This is a genomic window from Chryseobacterium sp. KACC 21268 (assembly GCA_028736075.1).
Classification (GTDB): Bacteria; Bacteroidota; Bacteroidia; order Flavobacteriales; family Weeksellaceae; genus Epilithonimonas.
The window spans coordinates 378248-399653 of record CP117875.1; the positions used below are offsets into that span (position 1 = coordinate 378248).

The window sequence follows — 21406 nt, forward strand, 5'->3', positions numbered from 1 at the left end:
TCAAAATCTGATAAGGCTTCCTTTTTTTTAAATCTTGATAATTACTTGAACTCAATCGGGAATTTAACTTGTGTATTGTCCCAACCAGCGTACAAATCTGCGCCTGTTTTGGTCTGTACAAAAGTGATAGAGAAAAATTCAACAGGAGAAGTCGTTTTCTCAGCCGGAACATTGAATCTCACCACATCCTTGCTCTTGTCATAAGCGTACGCGCCCCATTTGTCAACATCAGAATTCAGAACGATGGTCCATTCTTTTTCGTTTGGAACAGCGAATAAACTGTAAGTTCCAGCCGGAATATCTTTTCCGTTGATTTTCACTGGCGTATAGAATTTGATTTCCGTATTTTCATTCGCTCCCATTCTCCAGATTTCTCCGTATTTGATAAGATTACCGAAAACAACTCTGTTCTTTTTCTGAGGTCTTGAATAAACGACTTTCACTTTCGGCGTTTCTGACTTTGAAGAAAGCACTTGAAGCGGATAATAGGTCGCATCCATCGGACTTGCATCTGCCGGCAAATAATTTAGTTTTGTCGCATCCAATTTGGCTTGAGAGTAAGCGCTAACTCCGATTAGCAGAGAGGCTGCTAAGATTAAATTTTTCATTTATTTATTTTTAATTTTATTAATTGTTCAATGGCTTTGTCCAAAGTTTCCTGTTTTTTGGCGAAACAAAAACGGATAACTTTTTCATCGGTTTTATCTTTGTAAAATGCTGAAAATGGTATCGTTGCAACTTTATGTTCTTTCGTCAGCCAATAACAAAAATCCTTGTCTTGCATATCAGAAATCGAACCAAAATTGGCGGACAGAAAATAGGTGCCTTCACAATCCAACAATTCAAATGGCGTTTCCGATAAAGCACTTTTCAAATAATTTCTTTTCTCTTCAAAGAATGTGGAGGTTTTAGAAAAATCCTGAATGTTTTGAAGATATTTTGCAATCGCAAATTGAGCAGGCGTATTCACGCAGAAAACATTGTATTGATGGACTTTTCGGAACTCATTCATCAGTTGTTCGGGCGCGAGAATATAACCGATTTTCCAACCCGTGATGTGAAGCAGTTTTCCAAATGAGCCAACAACAAAAGTGCGTTCCTTCAATTCTGAATATTTGGCTAACGTCAAATGAGATTTCCCGTCAAACGTGATGTTTTCATAAACTTCATCGCTTAGAATAATGATGTTGGTGTCTTTTACAATTTTGATTAATTCCTCAATATCATTTTCTTTCAAGATTTTTCCGGAAGGATTATTCGGATTGTTGATGATAATCATTTTGGTCTTCTCGGAAACCAGATTTTTCACTTCGGTCCAATTGATTTTGTAATCCGGATAAAGCATTTTGACATTTTTCACGATTCCGCCATTCAGGATAATCGCGGGTTCATAACAATCGTAGGCAGGTTCGAAGATAATCACTTCATCATCTTTTTTAACAAATGCAGAAATCACGGTGAAAATTCCTTGCGTAGCGCCAGCTGTAATATTAATTTCAGTATCCGGATGATAATCAACCTGATATTGCGAACTGAACTTCCTCGAAATCTCTTCCCGAAGTTCCTTGATTCCAAACAACGGTGCATATTGATTGTAACCCTCTTTCGCAAAATCGCCCAAGTATTTCAGAAGATTTTCATCAGCTTGATAATCGGGAAAACCTTGCGAAAGATTGACTGCGTTTTCCTGTTGTGCCAACAATGACATTTCTGTGAAAATCGTGGTTTTCACGTCCGGAAGTTTGGATGCAGATAATCTTAAAGCCATAATGATGGTAAAATTAAGTAATAATTATTTTAAATCTAAAACAAATTTTATCGCAAAGGCGCAAATCTATTTTTAAAATCAAATGCTACAAGTCGCCAATTTTGAGGATTCTGTTATTCTTAAAGCGATTTGATTTGCGACTTGCAACAGGTAAGATGATAAGACTTTTACGCCTTTACGTTGAAATATAATGCGGGAAGAATTTCACATTTCGTAAATTTGCAAAAATATTTTTTTGAAACGTCTTATCTCCATCGTCGGAACTACAGGAATCGGGAAAACAAGATTGGCCATCGATTTGGCAAATCATCTCGGTACGGAAATTATTTCGTGTGATTCCCGTCAGTTTTATCGTGAGATGAAAATCGGAACTGCAATGCCAACGGAATCCGAATTGGCGGAGGCAAAACATCATTTTGTCGGGAATCTCAGCATCGATGATTATTATTCCATTGGTTTGTACGAGCACGAAGCGATTGAAAAGCTGGATGAGATTTTCGCCGAAAAAGATGTTGCCATAATGGTTGGCGGAAGCGGAATGTATGAAAAAGCAGTTGTGGAAGGATTGAACGACTTACCAGAAGCTGACGAAGAAAATCAAAAAAAACTGATTGATATTTTTGAAAATCAAGGAATTGAACCTTTACAAAAATTATTGTCAGAACTTGACCCGGAATATTTTTCGGTTGTTGATAAAGACAATTCAAGGCGTTTGTTGAGAGCCATCGACATCATTTGGCAGACTGGAAAAACCTACACCGAAAATCTTAGTTTACCAAAACCTCAGCGTCATTTTGAGACGTTTAGAATTGGAATCGAGGCACCAAGAGAAGTGATTTATGAAAGAATCAATCGACGTGTTGATATAATGATGGAAAATGGTCTGTTGGAAGAAGCCAAAGGATTAATTGCCGACAGAGACAAAGTTGCGCTTCAAACTGTTGGTTATTCAGAGTTGTTCAAATATTTTGATGGCGAATGGGATTTGGATTTCGCAGTTTCTGAAATCAAGAAGAATTCCCGCCGTTACGCGAAACGCCAAATGACGTGGAATCGAAAATTGGGAAATGTGAATTGGGTGAATTATGATAATTCTGTGGAAGAAGCATTATCTTTGCTCAAGAATTTACCAATGTAAAAATTTAGCATTCTAACAATGGGAATCACAAAATTGGTAAATTGTTAAACTTTAATATTGTTACATTAAATAAAAATTATGTCAAATACACAATCAAATATGTTGGCTCTGGGAACGAAAGCGCTAGATTTCAGCCTTCCAAATCCTGTGAAAAATAACGAAATCCAAAGTCTGGAATCTCTGAAAGGGAAGAAAGGAACTTTGGTGGTTTTTATGTGCAATCATTGTCCGTTTGTGCTTCACATCATCGATGTTTTGGAGGAATTGTATGAAGATTACAAATCCCAAGGCATCGAGTTTATCGGGATTAATTCCAATGATGTTGACAGATATCCTGCAGATTCTCCAGAAATGATGATTGATTTTGTGGATGAAAAAGCAATCAAATTCCCTTATCTCTACGACGAAAGTCAAGACGTTGCAAAAGCGTTCGACGCCGCGTGTACACCAGATTTTTATTTCTTTGATGAGAATTTAAAATTAATCTATCGCGGACAAATGGATGATTCAAGACCAGGAAATCAGAAGGAGATTACTGGTGAGGATTTGGTGATTGCGTTTGAAAATCATTTGGCCGGACAAGACCAGGAAGATTTCCAAAGACCAAGTTTGGGTTGTAACATCAAGTGGAAATAATTGGCTTTTGTCCGTTTGCTTTTCGCAAATTGCTTTATTGATATAAAAAACCCAGAAATTAGTTTCTGGGTTTTTTTAGTTAAAGTTTGGTGATATTATTTTTAATAAAATCCTTCTGAGATTCGAAAGCGATTTTGTCAATATCAATTTCCGAGATGGGAATCCAAATGCCTTCAGAGATTTCAGATTCTTCTATTTTGATTTCAAATTTTTCATTGACTTCATACTCATAAAACAAATCCATAGTATTGTAACTGATGTTTTTGTATGGGTAAATGTTGGGTCTGCTTCCCAGATATCTCAGTTTTTCTACATTAATTCTCAATTGTAATTCTTCAAAAAGTTCTCTGGCGCAGGTTTCTTCGGCACTTTCTTTTGGGTCACAAAAACCACCTGGCAAATCCAGTTTTCCTTTTCCTGGTTCCTGATTTCTGACTGTGAAAAATAATTCATTATCGTGTTTGATGATGACTGCAACGGCCGCGGCTGTATTGTGATACAAAACAAAATCGCAGTTACCACAACTGAATTTGGTGATATTATTCCATTTCAAAGTTTCGTGTCCACATTTTGGGCAGAATTTCAGATTTTCCATTGGATAAAATTAAGGAAATTAGGTCAACTTTAAAAACAAAAACCATCCTGAAATTACAAGATGGTTTTAAGAATTATATAATGCTTTTGATTAAACTGCTTTTCGATTTCTTGGATGAAATTGGATAATAACATCTCTCAATTCCTCCGTTTTCAAATGCGTGTAAACCTGAGTCGTCGTGATGCTGCTGTGACCCAACATTTCCTGGATGAATCTCAAATCTGCACCATTTTGCAACAAATGCGTCGCAAAAGAATGACGGAAAGTGTGCGGCGAAATACTCTTGTTGATGCCGGCTTTCTGTGTCAATTCTTTAATGATAATGAAGACGATTACTCTGGACATATTCGTTCCTCTCGTATTCAGGAAAAGAATATCTTCGAATTTTTTGTTGATTTTACCCAAGGCTCTTACATTTTTGATGTAATCCAAAATGCACTCTGCAGTAGATTTCGCCAAAGGAACCAATCTTGTTTTTTCGCCTTTTCCTTGTACGATGATGAAGTTTTCTTTAAAATTGATATTAGAGATTTTCAAATCCACCAATTCAGAAACACGCAATCCACAACCATAGAGAACTTCCAAGATGCATTGGTTTCTTCTGCCGATATCTGTGTGTTTTTCAATGTTTTCGATGATTCTGTCGATGTCATCAATGCTCAAAGTGTCAGGTAGATAAAGTCCTAATTTTGGACCTTCTAATAGTGACGCAGGATTATCATCTCTGTATTCTTCTTCCAAAAGAAATTTGAAAAAAGCCTTGATAGACGAGATTCCTCTTGCCTGCGAGCGTTCGCTGATTTTGTTTTTGGATAATTGGTAGATGTACTCCTGAAGGTTTTCGTAGCTGATATGCTGTGGAGAGATTTCTCCTAAATCAGTAATAGCAAAGCTTTCCAGCTTTTTGATATCTCTCACGTACGCGTCAAGTGTATTGTCGGAGAAACTTTTCTCAAATTTTAGAAAATTTGAGAAGTCTGTAATTTTTTCGGACCAGTTCATATTTGTGTTTTTAATTAATTGTTTGTAAAAAAAGTAGTTATCCTATCATAAAGTATATAATTCTTGTTCTGTTATATTTAAAGTTTCAATGCCTGCGTTTTTCAAAAATTCCAATCCACTGTCGTCTGAGTAAACCGTCATATAGACCACTTTGCTGATGCCTGCCTGTAAAATCAATTTGCTGCACTCCTTGCAAGGCGACATTGTGATGTACAACGTTGCGTCTTTGCAGGATTGCGTACTGCTGGCAATCTTCAAAATGGCGTTGGCCTCTGCGTGTAGCACAAACCAATTGGTTTTCCCTTCTTCGTCTTCGCAGTTGTTTTCGAAACCGGAAGGCGTTCCATTATATCCGTCGGAGATTATCATTCGGTCTTTCACGATAAGTGCTCCCACTTTTTTTCGCTTACAGTAAGACAGGTTTGCCCATTCGGACGCCATCTTCAGGTAAGCAATATCGAATTTGTTATAATCCATTCTTTACATTTAATCGAAAGCAGGCTTCCTTTTTTCCAGAAAAGCCGAAACACCTTCTTTAAAATCTCCTTGAGCGAACAATTCTCCAAAAGAATTGATTTCACTTTCCATTCCATTTTCCTTGTCACTTGCATTGACTGCTTTTATGGCTTGTGCAATGCCTTGTGGCGAGTTTTTCACAATTTTCTCTGCCAATTCCTGCGTTTTTGGAAGCAATTCTTCTAGAGAAAAAACTTCATTCACCAAACCAACCAATTTGGCTTTTTCTGCAGAAATCATTTTAGCAGAGAAAATCATTTCATTTGCAATTCCTTTGCCAACTAATTTCGGCAATCTTTGCGTTCCTCCATAACCAGGAATCAATCCCAAAGTTACTTCTGGCAGACCAAGCTTTGCATTTTCGGAAGCGTATCTTAGATGACAAGCCATTGCCAATTCCAATCCGCCACCCAAAGCAAAACCATTGACTGCTGCAATGACGGGTTTGCTTAGATTTTCTATTTTATTAAAAACAAAATGTCCCCTTTTTGATAGCTCGGTCGCTTTTTCCTGACTGAAATTTGAGAACTCCTTGATGTCTGCACCTGCAACGAAGGATTTCTCTCCACTTCCGGTTACGATGACACAGTTCACGGTTTTCTCATTTTCCAGAAAATCAAACACGTTTTCCAAATCGTTAAAAACTTGAGTATTCAAGGCGTTTAAGCTCTCTGGTCGGTTGATTGTGACAACGGCGATTTTTCTTTCTATCGTTAATTTTATACTTTCGTAATTCATTTAAAGGAGATTATTTTTAATCTCTAATTTGATTTAAAAATCTAATTTAGAAATTTCTGCAATATAAACAAAATATTAATGAATAATTAACATTTATAACGTGCATTTATTAACCATTGTAAATTATAATTATGAAAACTTTATTAAAAACCTCACGATATGCGTTTAAAATTTACATATTCCTACTTGCGCTTTTTGTAATTTCGTGCGGAAGTCGGAATTCTGCTAGTAGTTCTTACAGGTCGACCACTGTTTCTTATTACGCCGATAAATTCAATGGGAACAGAACGGCAAGCGGCGAAACATACAGACATTCCAAACTTACAGGCGCACACAAATCACTTTCATTTGGAACGAGGGTGGAAATCGTGAATGTTGATAATGACAAATCCGTCATCATCACTGTGAACGACCGAGGACCTTTAAAGCCGTCAAGAGAATTTGACCTCAGCCAAGGCGCTTTCAAAAAAATAGCCGACCTGAATGAAGGCATCGTAAAAGTGAAATACCGGATTTTGAATTAATCCTAATATAATGTAGATGAAACTATAAATTGATTCGATACATAATATATTTAAAATGTTTAAATTTGCAATGCTTTTAAAAAAGTCAACAAATAAAAATCTTAAAAAATAACATCAAGACAATGAGTTACATTTCATTTATCGAAGCAAGACAAATATTAGATTCCAGAGGGAATCCAACAATTGAAGTAGATGTTTTCACAGAAAGTGGAGCAATGGGACGTGCAGCAGTACCTTCTGGTGCTTCTACAGGTGAGCACGAAGCAGTTGAACTAAGAGACGGTGCGCCGGAATATCTTGGAAAAGGTGTTTTGAAAGCGGTAGAAAATGTGAAAGAGATCATCGCTCCAGAATTGATAGGGCTTCCGGTTTTCGAACAAAATCTTATCGATGCGGTAATGATCGACCTTGATGGAACTTCTAACAAAGGAAAATTAGGTGCAAACGCAATTCTAGGTGTTTCTTTGGCTGTTGCGAAAGCGGCTGCTAACGAACTTAGAATGCCTCTTTATAAATATGTAGGTGGTGTGAACGCCAACACACTTCCAGTTCCAATGATGAACGTGATCAACGGTGGTTCTCACTCAGATGCGCCGATTGCTTTCCAGGAATTTATGGTAATGCCTGTAAAAGCAGATTCTTTCTCTCACGCATTGAGAAAAGGAACTGAGATTTTCCACAGTTTGAAATCTATTCTTCACGGAAGAGGATTGTCTACAGCTGTTGGAGACGAAGGTGGATTTGCACCAACTTTCACAGGAACTGAAGATGCTTTGGATACTTTATTACAAGCTATCGAGAAAGCAGGTTACAAGCCAGGAGACGACATTATGATCGCTTTGGATTGCGCCGCTTCAGAATTCTACAAAGATGGCGTTTACGATTACAGAAAATTCCAGACGCCAGATGCACCTGTGTTCTCAAGCAGCGAGCAGGTTTCTTACCTAGCTGATCTTGCAAACAAATATCCGATCATCTCTATCGAGGACGGAATGCAGGAAAATGACTGGACTGGTTGGAAAGAATTGACAGATAAGATCGGAGACAGAGTACAATTGGTTGGAGACGACTTGTTCGTAACGAATGTTGAAAGACTTTCCAGAGGTATCAAAGAAAATACAGCGAACTCCATCCTTGTCAAAGTAAACCAAATTGGTTCTCTTTCTGAAACAATGGCTGCTGTACAAATGGCACAACAAAACAGATATACAACTGTAATGTCTCACAGGTCTGGTGAAACAGAAGATTCTACGATTGCAGATCTTGCAGTGGCACAAAACTGTGGACAGATCAAAACTGGTTCTGCATCTAGATCAGACAGAATGGCGAAATACAACCAACTTTTGAGAATCGAAGAAGCTTTAGGTGAAACTGCAGTTTTCCCAGGTTTGGACGCTTTCAAGATCAAAAGATAATTAATTTTTAAATTAATATAAAAGGCATTTGGAGAAATTCAGATGCCTTTTTATTTTTATGTAATTGTAAATCAATGTTTTATTTTGATTAATTATTAATAATAAATGTTTTCATTTGTTCAATTATTGACATTAATAGAATCAATTAGAAGATATGACTTTTGTCAGTTGACCATTTCCGAGTAAAGTGTTATATTTAACACATAAATATTTTTATAATGTCAGATAACAAAGTTATATTAAATTACGACGGGAAAAGTTTCGAGTATCCGATCGTAGATAGTACTATCGGAGACAGAGGAATTGATATTTCCAAACTGAGAGACCAAACGGGATTGATCACTTTGGATCTTGGTTACAAAAACACAGGTGCTACCATTAGTGAAATTACTTACCTAGACGGTGATAAAGGAGAATTGTTGTACAGAGGTTATCCTATCGAGCAGATCGCTGAGAAATCTAATTTTACGGAAGTAATGTATCTCTTGCTTCACGGAGAATTACCAAAAGCAGAGCAGTTCAACAGCTTCGAAAACAACATCAAGAAATATAATTTTGTTGCAGATGAGCTTAAAAAACTAATTGATGTTTTCCCTCGTTCTGCGCATCCAATGGGTGTTTTGTCTTCTTTGACTTCTGCATTGACGGCTTTCAACCCGAAAGCGGTAGATGTGAAATCTAAAGAAGAATTGGATTATGCATCAGAATTGATGATCGCCAAATTCTCTCACCTTTGTGCTTGGACCTATAGAAAAACACAAGGTTTACCAATTAACCACGGTGACAACAGCCTTAATTATGTAGAGAATTTCTACAAAATGGCTTTCAAACTTCCAAATCAGGATTTTGTGATGGATCCGGTGGTGGTTGCAGCTTTGGACAAATTATTGATTCTTCACGCCGATCACGAGCAAAACTGTTCTACTTCTACAGTAAGAATGGTGGGTTCTGCTCACACAGGTCTTTTCGCTTCTATCTCTTCTGGAGTTTCTGCACTTTGGGGTCCACTTCACGGTGGTGCAAACCAAGCAGTTATCGAAATGCTTGAGTTGATCGAGAAAGATGGTGGAGACGTGAACAAATGGGTGGAGAAGGCTAAAGATAAAAACGATAGTTTCCGTTTGATGGGCTTTGGTCACAGAGTTTACAAAAACTTCGATCCAAGAGCGAAGATCATCAAAAAAGCAGCAGACGATATCTTAGGAAAACTAGGAATCCAGGATAAAGCGCTTGATATTGCAATGCAGTTGGAAAAAGTAGCTTTGGAAGACGAGTACTTCATCGAAAGAAAATTATATCCAAATGTAGATTTCTACTCAGGAATCATCTATAGAGCTTTGGGAATCCCTACAGAAATGTTCACCGTAATGTTCGCATTAGGAAGATTGCCAGGATGGATCGCTCAGTGGAGAGAAATGAGATTGAAAGGTGATCCGATCGGAAGACCAAGACAAATCTACCAAGGTGCTACAGAAAGAGATTATCTTGATATTTCAAAAAGATAAATTAATATAAAAAAGCTTCTCATCTCGAGAAGCTTTTTTATTTTCCAGCGGATACATTGATATCGACGATAAAAAAAATACCATCATTAATCAATGATGGTATTTGTAAAAAAAATCAAAATGTCAATTATCTGCATTATCATTTGTGTTTCCGCCCATAACTTTTTTAATAAAATTCGGTACGCAGCAATTGATTTTTGTTTATCTTATTTCCAAAAATTCCAGACACTGCCATCAAAGACAGCAATCATCTTATTGAATGTATCATAACATATCATTCCTGGATATGGACTTCTCACATTAATATCCGGTCTAAACACTTTTGGCAAAATTACCGCCTTGTTGTCAGATTCTAAAACCAGTACACCTTTTGCTGCAGTAGTAGTAGCACCAATAATTGCTCCTTTTCCGGCTTCATCAGACGTATTGTTTGCTATGGCAGCACTGCTTCCTTTTGCGTGGCTTAGCATTACCCATTTATTATTCTCATACATCTTAACCTTTTGATCGGTTTTATCGAAAAGGAAAGTTCCGTTGTTGTTTTCAGTTAAGGTTGCAGAAGCTTCCAAAACAGCTGGAAGTATAATTCCAAACCAATTATCAGCTTCCTTGAAGTCTAAAATAGTACTGTTCCCGTCGACAGTCTCCTTCCCTATTGCGACTTGCGATTTGTGAAACTGAAATATGGCTATTGTTATTAGTATTAATATTTTTTTCATGTTCTTAAAGTGTTTTAATTACTATCGTTACAAGTTCTTTGGATACAAGTCCAGTTTGCACCATTGAAAAGCTTCACACATTTGTCGACAATATCGTAGACAACCATTCCCTCTTTTGGATCAGCAATAGAATCTGATGCTAGTGGCGTTGTGCTCACGTGGTTTACGCGGGTAATTACAAAACCATCATTTTTGGACTCTAGAGCAATGTGCCCGTTCGCAATATTCAATGGCCAATTGCTTTGTTTCGTTTGATTAGATATTCCAACTTTCGTATAACCTTGAGGTGTTCCGCCAATAGGCTCTTTCACACAGTAGCAAGATTCAAGACCTTGTACCAGCAAACCTGCATAATGTGGCTCTGAGTACATTTGTACTACTAATTCATTAATTCCAGTTTGGAAATTATTTTTCAAAAATGTTGATTTCTCGTGACCATTTGCGTAACCTAAAAAGTCTGTCGTATTAATATTTTGATCAACCCCATTGATGTAAACTCTTACTATTTGGTTGTCAACATAATAATCCAATCGTAATTTTAAATTATTAGCAAGGAAAGGATCAGCAATATTAAACTTGTACTTGTAAAAATACGTGTTAGGCAATGTGGAAGCCCCAGTAGCAGGTGAATCATTGTCAAAGCCATTTTGTGTTGCAGAAATCCAATCTGCGTTACCAAAGGGACTTGTTGCCCAAGTTTGATTAGGATTCCCTGCAGTTACTACCGCACGTCCCACTACAATTGCAGGATGGAAAACTGAATTAGCAATACTGCTGTAATTGTAAGAACTGGTTGTTGGAGAAGCCGTTCCACCTGTAAAATGAGTTACTGTCCAATTATTATCAAGACTTCTAACAGATTTTTTACCAGTTGCCGTTTCATTCGTTGAGGTACTAATTAATGGTACTCTTTCACAAGTCATATTGATTGGTGTAAGTCCACAAACTAAAGGAACTATCTCTGCAACTCTCTTTCCGTTGTCGGCTACAATCATTCTGAGATATCTTGCATTGACTGGGCTTGCAAATCTAATAGTATTTGGAATTCCTTTTTCAGCAAGATTATATCCTCCATAATTTGGAAAAGTACCGGTAGCTACATTAGTGAAAGTTACATTATCTGTACTGGTTTGAATGGTATAACCTAAAACTTTGCTTCCCGTGGTACTTGGATAATAAGTCATCCCATTCAATGTGTAAGATTGCCCATAGTCTATTGTCAAAGATTGGCCTGCTGCGGTTGATTGCCAAAAATTATTTGCAGCTACGCTATTATCAACAACAAAAGCCTGCTGACCATTTCCTCCACTTTGAGTAATAGATACCGAAGATGAGTTGAGCATCGACGATTCTGAAGTACAAGATGGCGGCGGACAGATGCTTGTAGTAAGAGTCGTTTGTTTTGATTTATTGCCATAGATATCTTTAACAATATACTTTACACTTGTCCCTGTAGAACCTACAGAAGAGGTAAATGTTATAAGACCTGTAGTTGTGTTGACCGTAAAAGTACCTTATCCCGCAATAGTCACTGTGGTAGTAGGAAGAGAAGTTAATGGATTGATCAATCTTACTGTTGATGGATCAATATCAAATGTACCTTTTACATCATTAATAAGAACATCGATTGGAAATGACTGCACAGACGTATTACTCTGCATACAGAAACTATCATCTTTAGAATTGGGAGGTATCACAAAAGCGCAACTAGCACCATCTGCCAATACTTGTCCTGTGGCTTCCAGATTTGAAAAAAGTTGTGCATTAAGCGAATAGGTATTTGTTGCCAAATTATATTCAAACTTATATGTGTTTCTGCTTCCATTATTTCCTACGTACAGGTTTCCTGCCGCATCAATGAATGCTGTTCCCCAAGAACCTGTTTCAGTTGTCATACCTGTACCGGTTGCGCTACCTAAATATGAAAGAGCATTGGTTGTAAGATCTAATTTGAATAGCCTTTTATCTGTAAGCATGCCATAAATATTGCCATCCAATCCAAATGCAAAATCATTAATTGAAATAGTGAAAATATCATTTGAATTAGGCAATGTAAATGGTATAATGGTAACTGCTAATGTAGCCAGATTAATTTTCCAGATACGACGCTGATCATTGTCGAAAATATAGAGCTCATTATTACGAATATCTCCTGCAGTCGCCGTAGACACGTCTGCGGTAACTAGATTCGGAACCGTGAGCAGCTCATAGTTACCAAGTGCATCTATCTTTACAATTTGATTTGTTTGAGATCTGTATCCGTAAATAAAACCATCAAGTGAGTTATATCCTATACAGTTAATTCTTCTAAAAGATCCTTCAGTTGCAGGCAGGATTGGGTTTTTCACAACATTTGTTACGCCAGTGATCATATCAACTGTATAAAGCGAAGTGATTCCCGAAATTCCCGTGACATTCTGCATAACTACGTAAGTTTTCGCATCATTACAACTAATAGGCGTTCCCCAAGAAACCTGATTGATTCCATATCTAAGATCAGAAACATTATTACTACCCAGCATAAAACGGATGTTTCCGTCTGCAAGCCCATCATTTCCAGTAGTATTTCTGCTTTCTCCAACAGTGACCCAAGATGCAGGCAATTCTTTGAATGGAGCAGGTTGCCCCACTGTTCCGGTATTCTTTGACAATTGATAATCATACACATTTCCTTCTGTGAGATAACCCGTTGGAATTGTGAAAACCCCAGATGAATTTACTGCTGCAGAATAAACCAGATTTCCAACACTATTAATGACATTCACGAACAAACCACCTGCATTTGTAGCAGTTCCTTCAATCGTTGTCGGACCATTGTTATCTAAAAAGACAGTTCCACTAACTTCTGGTGTTCCAAAAGGAATCAAAGAGTACATAGTAGCGACTCCAGCTTCAATATTTCCAGTATTAGCCCGCATAAAATCATAACTCGGAACGCCAGACGTAATATTGGTGTATGCACTTACAGAGGAGATCCCAAGTGGTGTATTATTAGTCGTGAATACCCCATTACCTGCAGGCCAGTCCACGGTATTTGGAACTATATTTTTCATACTAGATGTAGAAGTCCAGTTTGAGCCCGGCGCTAATGTAAGAGCTGATGCTTGGGTAATCCCTCCATTTGTTACAAACATTACGTCTGCTAAAGTTCTTCCACCCGGAATAAATGAAGTATTGAATGTCCCGGTGATGGTGCCAAGATTGGTTTCGCTTGGTACAGTTGTTCTAGGAAAAAAAGTACCAGCGGTTCTGAATGTTTTTACATTTTCATAAACAGAAATAATCACAGACACCTCATCAGATGCTGCGCCAGGTACATTAAAATTTGGAAAAGTAACCGTTGTAGCACCGGCAGGAACTGCATTGGTTTCCAAATTTATTAATCCAGTAAATTGAGTGAAAGTAAAACTTCTTTCGTTTACTTCATTGGTACTCATATTTGGACCTCTCGCAGTTGTAGCTCCAGGAAGATCATAGAGAACGCCATTGATATTTGCGCGCAAAAGATAGGATCCATTCGCTTCAGGAACTACTGGATGATTACTGCTCAAAGGATAGTGATGGCGTTCTACCAAAACATTGATTACCATAAAGCGATTTTTCCCAGCTGGAATATTATAGGACACCGACGGAATCCCTGCAGATCCCGCTCCTACTGCAGAATAACTTTGAGAATTTAGAAATGTTGGAATCTGAGAGTAAACAACTCCAAATAGGAAAAAGGCAAAAAGCACTAATAAATTTTTTTTCATCATGTGTGTTTATTTATCATAATTAATCAATGAAAATCAAATCATTAAAAAATCATTAATTAAAAAAAAGAATTCGATGTGATAAGATCAACCCAAGAACATAGCTTTCTCAGAAATGGAAACTAAATGCTTTGCCTAGATTTTAGGACAAAAATTATAAAAATGTTGTGGGAAGATTCAAGCTATTTGGTTGAGATGCCGAGGTGGCGAATGAGTGAAAACCTGTAATAGCCAGTGGAGAATAATTGATTTTTCATTTGTGTTTTATGTGTTTAGAAGTATATAATATTCTTAATTGCAAATTTTAACTTTTTAACGATTCAAAAGAATATTATGCATCAAATAATTTACAAATTAATTATCATTATAAAATCAACCAATTGATTACCTGAATTTTAAAAAATTTTTTAACTTCAAAATCAACTATTCATTTTTCCTTATTTACAAAATAACTTATCTTTATTTATTAATTAGCTTATCTGTTTTACGATTTGATAGGTGTAAAATTTTAACTTTTTTGCTGTAGCATTGTTTTTTGCTATTTTCGGCAAACAAAGTAATTTTTTATATTATTTGATGAGAGCGCATTTGATTCATATTAATATGTTCTTTATGAAGCAGATTAATTAAAGTATTTTTGAAACACAAATTTTGAAAGATAATTTCGACGTAAACAATCAGAAGAGAAGACAGTTCGGTAGAATTTTTTTCTATTCTGTAGCAGGTGTATTCGCATTTTTCCTGCTTCTTAGTATTTTTATAAAAGACAGTGGCGTAGTAGTCTCCAAGGGAATTCTTTTCTTTGGATTCTTCCTTACAATATATACGGCATATCTGCTGTCCAAAACCAAATACGATTTTGTAAAGCTCTATCGGATTCTTACTTTTTTCCTGGGATTCTTCATTACCTATGTCAGTTTATTAATTTCTGACATTTCTCGGGCTATTCATTTTTTATTTGTTCCTATTGTTTTGCTGATAATGCTTATCTCATCGTTTAAGAAAGCTGTTTCTTGGGGAATTGTATTTCTACTATTTAGTGTCTTCAGTTCACAGATCTCAGCTTATTTCCAACTCGACATTAGAGAGGATTTTTTTAAAAACCAACCAGAAATCCTATTAATCCAGGAATATATTGTCATCATCATCGCAACTTACTTTTCATTTGTGATTCTATATTTTAATAATGAGTTTATAAAAGCCAATAGTGAAGATCAGCCTGTACCATTGTTGGACGAAATCAATCAGGAAGATTTCCCTCGGGAAGATCATTTTTCGGAATCGGAAAATAGTTCAGAACTGACTTTTGAATCATTGGACAAGGACAAAATACTGTATCAAAAAATCGTACAGTTTTTTGAAGAAAAAAAACCCTATAAGAATCCAGAATTTAACATTAGAAAACTGGCAGAACTTTTAGACTCTAACAGTACGTATGTTTCCCGAGCATTGAATAGAGTCGGAAACAAAAAATTTAATCAACTCGTAAATGATTACAGGATAGACCAGGTAAAAAGAGAAATTGCGGGGAATCTACATCAGAAATTCACTCTGGAACATATTTATACAAATGCGGGATTCTCCCAGCAATCTACATTCAACAGAATCTTTAAAGAGTATACTGGATTTACGCCTTCTGAATATATAGAAAATTTGGACCGTTCAAACAACATGTAGTTGAACAAGTTGGCATTTGCACCTAGTTTTGAAAACTAATTCCAGACTCAAAATGTTTATTTCAAATGATTTGATCACAATTTGATTAATATTTTTTCTCTTCTCAGCCGTTTGATTATATTTGCGACACTTACATTTTTATGGGAATCAACCTCAATATTAAAAACGAAACGGGAAAACTAAAGTCTGTAGTTCTGGGGCAACCAAAATCCAACGGACCAATTCCAACGCTTGCAGAAAGCTACGACGCCAAATCATACAACACAATCGAAAGCGGTATCTATCCAAAAGAGGAAGATATTGTCTTCGAAATGTCAGAATTTGAGAAAGTTCTGAAGAAATATGATGTTGAGGTTTTCCGTCCGAAAATCATCAAAGATTACAACCAGGTTTTTGCACGCGATGTAGCTTTCGTCATCGAGGATAAAATGATCATTTCAAACATCATCCCAGACCGCGCAGATGAGCAGGAAGCTTACCGACATATTATTGACAAAGTTTCTTGGAGAAACGTGGTCAATCTGCCAGAAAAAGCGCACATCGAAGGTGGTGACGTGATTGTTTGGGACGAATTTTTATTCATTGGAACCAGTTACAGCCCAGATTACAGAAATCTGAAAACCGCCAGAACCAACGAATACGCCATCGAAATCCTAAAAGAATATTTTCCTAAAAAGAGAATCATCGATTTGGATTTGAAGAAAAGTGACACCAAACCTTACGAAGGCATTTTGCATTTAGATTGTACCTTCAACCCAATTGGAGAGGACAAATGTGTGATTTATAAAAACGGATTTGTGGACGAAGATGATTACCAATTGGTTCTTGATATTTTTGGCGAAGAAAATTGCTTTAATGTCAATGACGAAGAGATGTTCCAAATGTTCCCGAATGTTTTCTCAATCTCACCAGACGTTGTAGTCTCGGACAAAGCTTTCACCAGAATGAATGACCATTTCCGCAACGAATGGGGAATTACTGTAGAAGAAATTCCATATAGAGAAATTTCCAAAATGGGCGGACTTTTGAGATGTTCAACGCTTCCATTAGTTAGAGAGTAATTTTTTATTCATTTAATTCTTTAATCATTAATTTAAAAATGCAAACCACAGATACAGTTCTAATGATAGAGCCAATCGCTTTCGGATTCAACGAGCAAACGGCGGTTAACAATTATTTCCAAGTTCAGCAGGAAGGAAATGTGCAGGAAAAAGCGCTTCAGGAATTCCATTCTTTTGTTGAGAAATTGAGAGCGAAAGGCATCAACGTCATTACCATTAAAGATACGATTGAACCAAAGACACCGGATTCAATTTTCCCTAACAATTGGGTGAGTTTTCACGCTGATGGAAAAATCGTTTTGTATCCAATGTTTGCCGAAAACAGACGTTTGGAAAGACGTGAAGATATCATTAAGCAAATCAAAGAACAATTTGGCGTCACAGAAATCATCGATTATTCCAAGATTGAAAACGAGAACAAATATCTGGAAGGAACTGGAAGTATGATTTTCGACCACGACAACAAGATTGCCTATGGCTCGGTTTCGTTGAGGTTGGATGAGGAACTTTTTAGAAAATTCTGTGCTGATTTTGGATTTACGCCCGTCGTTTTTTATTCTTATCAAACTGCCGGCGACGAAAGATTGCCAATCTATCACACCAACGTGATGATGTGCGTGGCGGACAAGTTTGTCGTAATCTGTTTGGATTGTATCGACGATGAAAGTGAAAAACAAAACGTCATCGATTCCATCAAAAATTCAGGGAAAGAATTGATAGAAATCTCCGAAGACCAAATGCAGAATTTCGCCGGAAATATGCTTCAGGTCCAGAATAATTCGGGAGAAAAGTTCCTGATAATGAGCCAAAGTGCTTACAAATCTTTGAAATCGGAACAAGTTTCCGCGATTGAAAAATATTCAGAAATCATTTACTCCGATTTGGAAACCATAGAAACCAACGGTGGCGGAAGTGCCCGATGTATGTTGGCAGAGGTTTTCTTGCCGAAGAAATAAATTAAATTTAAAGAAACAAAAATCCCGATACAAATTTGAATCGGGATTTTTGTTTTACTTTTTGATTACTTTTCGTATTATCTCTTTGCTATCGGTTTTTATCTTGAGATAATAAATTCCGTTGCCTGCATTGATATTAAATTTAAGATTCTTGGAAGGCAAACTTAAGATTTGGGTTTGCAAAACTCTTCCTGCAGCATCGTACAACGCTATAGATTTTACATTTTCTTTTGCAAGAATGTTCACTTCGCCTTTTGTCGGAATTGGATAAACCGTTACTTCATTTAGCTTCAAATCTTCATTGCCTAAGGTTGGCGAAGAAACCGTTTTCTTGTTGGCATAAATCAATCCAGACGAGCAATACACAACTGCGTTCAAATCCAAAGATTGTCTCACGCTAGAGTTGTTGGAGAATACCAAAACTTTGATGTAATATCTTCCAGCAGACAAGCTATAGTTTTCCACTTTCGGGCTTCGGCTGTTTAGCCAACCTTTTGCACCATCATTCATCCATTGGGTTTTTGTGATTTCGATTTCGTCTTCACTTCCGTCTGGGTTTACTTTTACGAGATACGTCCAGTTTCTTACGAAAGATAGAGATCTAAGATTCAGAGTTGCATCTGTCGCATTTTCTGGGATGGCAAACTCTCTGCTTTTGTAGGTGTAATAACCTTCGAAGTTGTTCAGAGAAATCCATTGGCTGTTGTTTCCGTTTCCGATGTCTGCGTTGCTCCAACCGGAATATGTGTGTCTTACTTTCGGTGTGATTTCGGTTCCGTTGATGTCATAGCCTTTCCAATCGTCATCGTCAGCATCTATATTCAACGGATTTCCATCTGAGCCTTTTCCAGTAGAAATATCCGCAGAATTCCCACCAATGCTGAATGATACGGTCTGAGAAGAAGATTTGTCATCAGCATCAGAAACAGTCAGTTTTGCGGTGTAGTTTCCTGGTGTGGTATAGACTACGGTTGGGCTTGATACTGTTGTAGAACTTACTGTCGGATTTCCGGAGAATTCCCAAGTATAATTGGTAATAGTTCCAGTACTGAGGCTTCCATCAAAATCTACTGGATAATTATTGTTGCTAAATTGAGTCGCGTTGTAATTAATTTTAGCTTTCAGAATAGACGTTTCGTCTAGGATTTCTGTGATATAATCATTGGTATCAATCGGGAAATTATAATCGAAATAAATCTCTGCTTTGTTTTTAAAAATATCGCCTTCCACAAGATTTGGGTTTGTTCTTATTTTAAGAAGAACACCACCGTGACCTCCACTTTGCAGTTTTATTTTTTTGAATGCAAATTCCACTTTGTTCCCTGATATTGTTGTGACAACATCAGCAGAAGCATTTTGCAATTGAAGTGTATTAATATCAAATTCTGCAGGATTGATGTCCATTTTCACCACAATATTTTCTGCTTCGGCTGTTCCTGTATTTTCAAAATTGACAACATAATGCATATATTTCCCAACCGCAACAGACGGCACAGTTTCACCTTCCAAACAAATAATATCATTCGGGTCAAAGGAGTTCACCACTGTGTGGTTGAAACCAAAGTTGTTGTCCTCCGGTGTTAGATCTGCACTGTTTGGCGTGATCTGCGCATTGAATGTCAAAATATCGCCAGAGTTTACTGGATTTGTAGAATTGGTTGGTGTATTAATCGTGAATGTGATTTCCGAAGCTGTATTTGCGAAAGGTTTCAGATTGGTGTAATCAAACTCCAAAGTTCCATTGCTCGCAACCGAATACGGAAGCGAGCTGCTTTGGAAAGTCATTTTGCTGGCATCGTAATTCAGGATTACTTTTCCGGAAAGCGTTGTGTTTCCTTTGTTTCTCCAAACCAGTTTGTAAGTCGCATCAAATCCTGGTCTTGCGCCTGTAAGTGGCGCAATCACCACCTCAGCATCGTTTTGGTTTCCGTTGGCTGTGACGCAAATATCTTGGGTAAAGACATTGTTGTTAGAATCCGCAAAACTAGTACTGAAAGTGGCTGGCGAAATGGAGAACAAGCCCGGATTTTCCGCCAGAGCAGTCAGATTGAAATTACCAGCTTGTGTGTAAAACTCGTATTTTCCATCATTCTGAGCGAAGGTTTCTCCGGAGTTTGCCCCGTCATTTATTTTAAGCTTCAAGAATTCGAAAGGATTGTCTGAGGCATCGCAGCCGTTGCTGTTCGCATCAAATCTCACAGTTCCGGAAATGGTGTTGAAGTTTCCTCCCGGTGTGAAGGAGCAGTAGGTGTTGACGTTGGCCGTTTTTCCCTCATTAATTAATATTGTTTTAATATCTTCAATTTCAGAATCGTCTGCACAGATGTATTTGATGTTAGTTCCTACAAACGCTCCGTTATAACTTACTAGCAGTTGTTTTCTTCCATTTTTCAAAAAAAGATATTCCAAATTCGGATTAGAAGTAAAGTTTACATTTTCTAATACCAAATTCTGCGTGAAGCTTAAATGAGTGAAATTATTACCTTCGATCTCCAAACTATGCAATTGAGAAAGTTGAGCAAAATCAAGATTCGAAAGGAGTTGATTATTTAGATTCAGATATTCCAATTTCGACAATCCATTGATATTCAAACTCGCAAGAGAAGGATCAAAGTTAGCTTCGCCAGAGATTGGTCCCCAAGTCTGCTTATTATTCGAAAGGTCAAGATACTCAAGATTTGTAAATTGTGACGCATCAAAAGTCACAAGAGAATTGCCACGCAATTCTAGTTTTGTAAGATTGGGACAATTTGTAATATTGGATACAGCGAGATTATTATTAGTCCAAACAATGGTGTTCACTTGCGGACAATTATTAACTATCAAAGCCTGTGTATTCCCGTGAATATTATACGCAGAAGCATTGTAACTATCCGTATAAGCAGATTTTATTTCCAACAGATTCGGACAATTTTTGATGCTTACGTTTGCAATATCACATTCTGACAAATTAAAAATTTTGAAATTATTAAGTCCATCAATGTTTATATCCCCGATTTTTCCGTGGCTGTGTGAGTAGGAAGAATCGTTGATATAATAGATTGCCTCCAAATTCACGAAAGAATTGATGCCTTCTAAAGTTGTGTAGTTAGATATTTGTCTGAAATCTATTCTATATACCAGAGCAGCCTCGGAAAGCTGTATTTCTCCATCCTGATTTTGGTCTATAAGAATATTAGTCCCGTTTTGATCATAGGCAAGCACAAAATTGTTTTGAGCAACTACACCACCTACCAAAGCTTGCTTAAAATTGGCATCTGCAAAAGAAACATTTTGAGCCTGCATCCCTACTGAGAGGAATACGAGCCAAAAAAATAATTTATTAATCATCATTTGTGTTTTTCTGTGTTAAAATTAGTTTGAATATTTATAATATTAAACCTCAATTAGAATTCGGTTGTTTT

18 protein-coding genes are annotated in these 21406 nt (G+C 37.0%); 8 read left to right on the forward strand and 10 right to left on the reverse strand.

Features of this window, described 5'->3' with window-relative positions:
- Positions 1–41: 41 nt before the first annotated feature.
- Entirely contained in the window at positions 42–608 is a 567-nt protein-coding gene (locus PQ459_01875) for a DUF2911 domain-containing protein (GenBank protein ID WDF47242.1), read from the reverse strand.
- Positions 605–1768 carry a methionine aminotransferase gene (locus PQ459_01880; GenBank protein WDF47243.1) on the reverse strand — a complete coding sequence of 388 codons (1164 nt, stop codon included), beginning with the start codon at positions 1766–1768 and terminating at the stop codon, positions 605–607. The genes PQ459_01875 and PQ459_01880 overlap by 4 nt, the downstream gene beginning before the upstream one ends.
- 235 nt (positions 1769–2003) lie before the next feature.
- Between PQ459_01880 and miaA the strand changes: the two genes are divergently transcribed.
- Positions 2004–2906, forward strand: coding sequence for a tRNA (adenosine(37)-N6)-dimethylallyltransferase MiaA (gene miaA, locus PQ459_01885; protein ID WDF47244.1), 903 nt, complete (start codon positions 2004–2006; stop codon positions 2904–2906).
- A 78-nt stretch (positions 2907–2984) separates the two neighbouring features.
- On the forward strand, positions 2985–3542 hold the full coding sequence (locus PQ459_01890; GenBank protein ID WDF47245.1) for a thioredoxin family protein: 558 nt from the start codon (positions 2985–2987) through the stop codon (positions 3540–3542).
- A gap of 79 nt (positions 3543–3621) precedes the next feature.
- Here the strand turns inward: PQ459_01890 and PQ459_01895 are convergent, their stop codons facing one another.
- From PQ459_01895 to PQ459_01910, 4 genes are all read right to left on the reverse strand, one after another.
- Positions 3622–4137, reverse strand: a complete 516-nt coding sequence (locus PQ459_01895) for an NUDIX domain-containing protein (protein ID WDF47246.1) — start codon at positions 4135–4137, stop codon at positions 3622–3624.
- A gap of 90 nt (positions 4138–4227) precedes the next feature.
- Complete coding sequence (gene xerD / locus PQ459_01900) at positions 4228–5139, reverse strand: site-specific tyrosine recombinase XerD (GenBank protein WDF47247.1); 912 nt, start codon at positions 5137–5139, stop codon at positions 4228–4230.
- A gap of 45 nt (positions 5140–5184) precedes the next feature.
- Positions 5185–5616 (reverse strand): dCMP deaminase family protein, encoded by a 432-nt coding sequence (locus PQ459_01905; protein ID WDF47248.1) that lies wholly within the window; start codon positions 5614–5616, stop codon positions 5185–5187.
- Between the two features lie 9 nt (positions 5617–5625).
- Positions 5626–6393 (reverse strand): enoyl-CoA hydratase-related protein, encoded by a 768-nt coding sequence (locus tag PQ459_01910; GenBank protein ID WDF47249.1) that lies wholly within the window; start codon positions 6391–6393, stop codon positions 5626–5628.
- A 131-nt stretch (positions 6394–6524) separates the two neighbouring features.
- On the opposite strand from PQ459_01910, the gene PQ459_01915 reads away from it, so the two are divergent.
- The 3 genes from PQ459_01915 (at position 6525) to PQ459_01925 (ending at position 9837) form a co-directional block, all read left to right on the forward strand.
- Entirely contained in the window at positions 6525–6917 is a 393-nt protein-coding gene (locus tag PQ459_01915) for a septal ring lytic transglycosylase RlpA family protein (GenBank protein ID WDF47250.1), read from the forward strand.
- Between the two features lie 122 nt (positions 6918–7039).
- A complete protein-coding gene (eno, locus tag PQ459_01920) occupies positions 7040–8332 on the forward strand; it encodes a phosphopyruvate hydratase (protein WDF47251.1) in 1293 nt (430 codons plus the stop codon).
- 218 nt (positions 8333–8550) lie between these two features.
- Positions 8551–9837 carry a citrate synthase gene (locus PQ459_01925; protein WDF47252.1) on the forward strand — a complete coding sequence of 429 codons (1287 nt, stop codon included), beginning with the start codon at positions 8551–8553 and terminating at the stop codon, positions 9835–9837.
- Between the two features lie 206 nt (positions 9838–10043).
- Here PQ459_01925 and PQ459_01930 read toward each other — a convergent pair whose 3' ends face one another.
- The 3 genes from PQ459_01930 to PQ459_01940 all read right to left on the reverse strand — a co-directional run bounded on the left by PQ459_01930 (position 10044) and on the right by PQ459_01940 (position 14308).
- Positions 10044–10556, reverse strand: a complete 513-nt coding sequence (locus PQ459_01930) for a hypothetical protein (GenBank protein ID WDF47253.1) — start codon at positions 10554–10556, stop codon at positions 10044–10046.
- Positions 10557–10570: 14 nt separating this feature from the next.
- Positions 10571–11899, reverse strand: coding sequence for a discoidin domain-containing protein (locus PQ459_01935; protein WDF47254.1), 1329 nt, complete (start codon positions 11897–11899; stop codon positions 10571–10573).
- Positions 11900–12070: 171 nt separating this feature from the next.
- Positions 12071–14308, reverse strand: a complete 2238-nt coding sequence (locus PQ459_01940) for a hypothetical protein (GenBank protein WDF47255.1) — start codon at positions 14306–14308, stop codon at positions 12071–12073.
- 651 nt (positions 14309–14959) lie between these two features.
- Here PQ459_01940 and PQ459_01945 point away from each other — a divergent pair.
- From PQ459_01945 to PQ459_01955, 3 genes are all read left to right on the forward strand, one after another.
- Positions 14960–15985 (forward strand): helix-turn-helix transcriptional regulator, encoded by a 1026-nt coding sequence (locus PQ459_01945; protein ID WDF47256.1) that lies wholly within the window; start codon positions 14960–14962, stop codon positions 15983–15985.
- Between the two features lie 146 nt (positions 15986–16131).
- Positions 16132–17046: an arginine deiminase family protein gene (locus tag PQ459_01950; protein WDF48678.1), complete on the forward strand. Its 915-nt coding sequence runs from the start codon at positions 16132–16134 to the stop codon at positions 17044–17046.
- 38 nt (positions 17047–17084) lie between these two features.
- Positions 17085–18002: an arginine deiminase-related protein gene (locus tag PQ459_01955; protein WDF47257.1), complete on the forward strand. Its 918-nt coding sequence runs from the start codon at positions 17085–17087 to the stop codon at positions 18000–18002.
- Positions 18003–18056: 54 nt separating this feature from the next.
- Here PQ459_01955 and PQ459_01960 read toward each other — a convergent pair whose 3' ends face one another.
- The gene (locus PQ459_01960; protein ID WDF47258.1) at positions 18057–21332 is read right to left on the reverse strand and encodes a PKD domain-containing protein; all 3276 of its coding nucleotides are present in this window, start codon (positions 21330–21332) and stop codon (positions 18057–18059) included.
- Between the last annotated feature and the right edge of the window lie 74 nt (positions 21333–21406).

Coding starts and splice junctions, on each gene's coding strand:
- PQ459_01875 (WDF47242.1), bottom strand. CDS start 608: ATGAAAAATTTAATCTTAGCAGCCTCTCTGCTAATCGGAGTTAGCGCT.
- xerD (WDF47247.1), bottom strand. CDS start 5,139: ATGAACTGGTCCGAAAAAATTACAGACTTCTCAAATTTTCTAAAATTT.
- PQ459_01955 (WDF47257.1), top strand. CDS start 17,085: ATGCAAACCACAGATACAGTTCTAATGATAGAGCCAATCGCTTTCGGA.
- PQ459_01960 (WDF47258.1), bottom strand. CDS start 21,332: ATGATTAATAAATTATTTTTTTGGCTCGTATTCCTCTCAGTAGGGATG.
- PQ459_01915 (WDF47250.1), top strand. CDS start 6,525: ATGAAAACTTTATTAAAAACCTCACGATATGCGTTTAAAATTTACATA.
- eno (WDF47251.1), top strand. CDS start 7,040: ATGAGTTACATTTCATTTATCGAAGCAAGACAAATATTAGATTCCAGA.
- PQ459_01905 (WDF47248.1), bottom strand. CDS start 5,616: ATGGATTATAACAAATTCGATATTGCTTACCTGAAGATGGCGTCCGAA.
- PQ459_01935 (WDF47254.1), bottom strand. CDS start 11,899: ATGCTCAACTCATCTTCGGTATCTATTACTCAAAGTGGAGGAAATGGT.
- PQ459_01925 (WDF47252.1), top strand. CDS start 8,551: ATGTCAGATAACAAAGTTATATTAAATTACGACGGGAAAAGTTTCGAG.
- PQ459_01930 (WDF47253.1), bottom strand. CDS start 10,556: ATGAAAAAAATATTAATACTAATAACAATAGCCATATTTCAGTTTCAC.
- PQ459_01880 (WDF47243.1), bottom strand. CDS start 1,768: ATGGCTTTAAGATTATCTGCATCCAAACTTCCGGACGTGAAAACCACG.
- PQ459_01910 (WDF47249.1), bottom strand. CDS start 6,393: ATGAATTACGAAAGTATAAAATTAACGATAGAAAGAAAAATCGCCGTT.
- PQ459_01890 (WDF47245.1), top strand. CDS start 2,985: ATGTCAAATACACAATCAAATATGTTGGCTCTGGGAACGAAAGCGCTA.
- PQ459_01940 (WDF47255.1), bottom strand. CDS start 14,308: ATGAAAAAAAATTTATTAGTGCTTTTTGCCTTTTTCCTATTTGGAGTT.
- PQ459_01895 (WDF47246.1), bottom strand. CDS start 4,137: ATGGAAAATCTGAAATTCTGCCCAAAATGTGGACACGAAACTTTGAAA.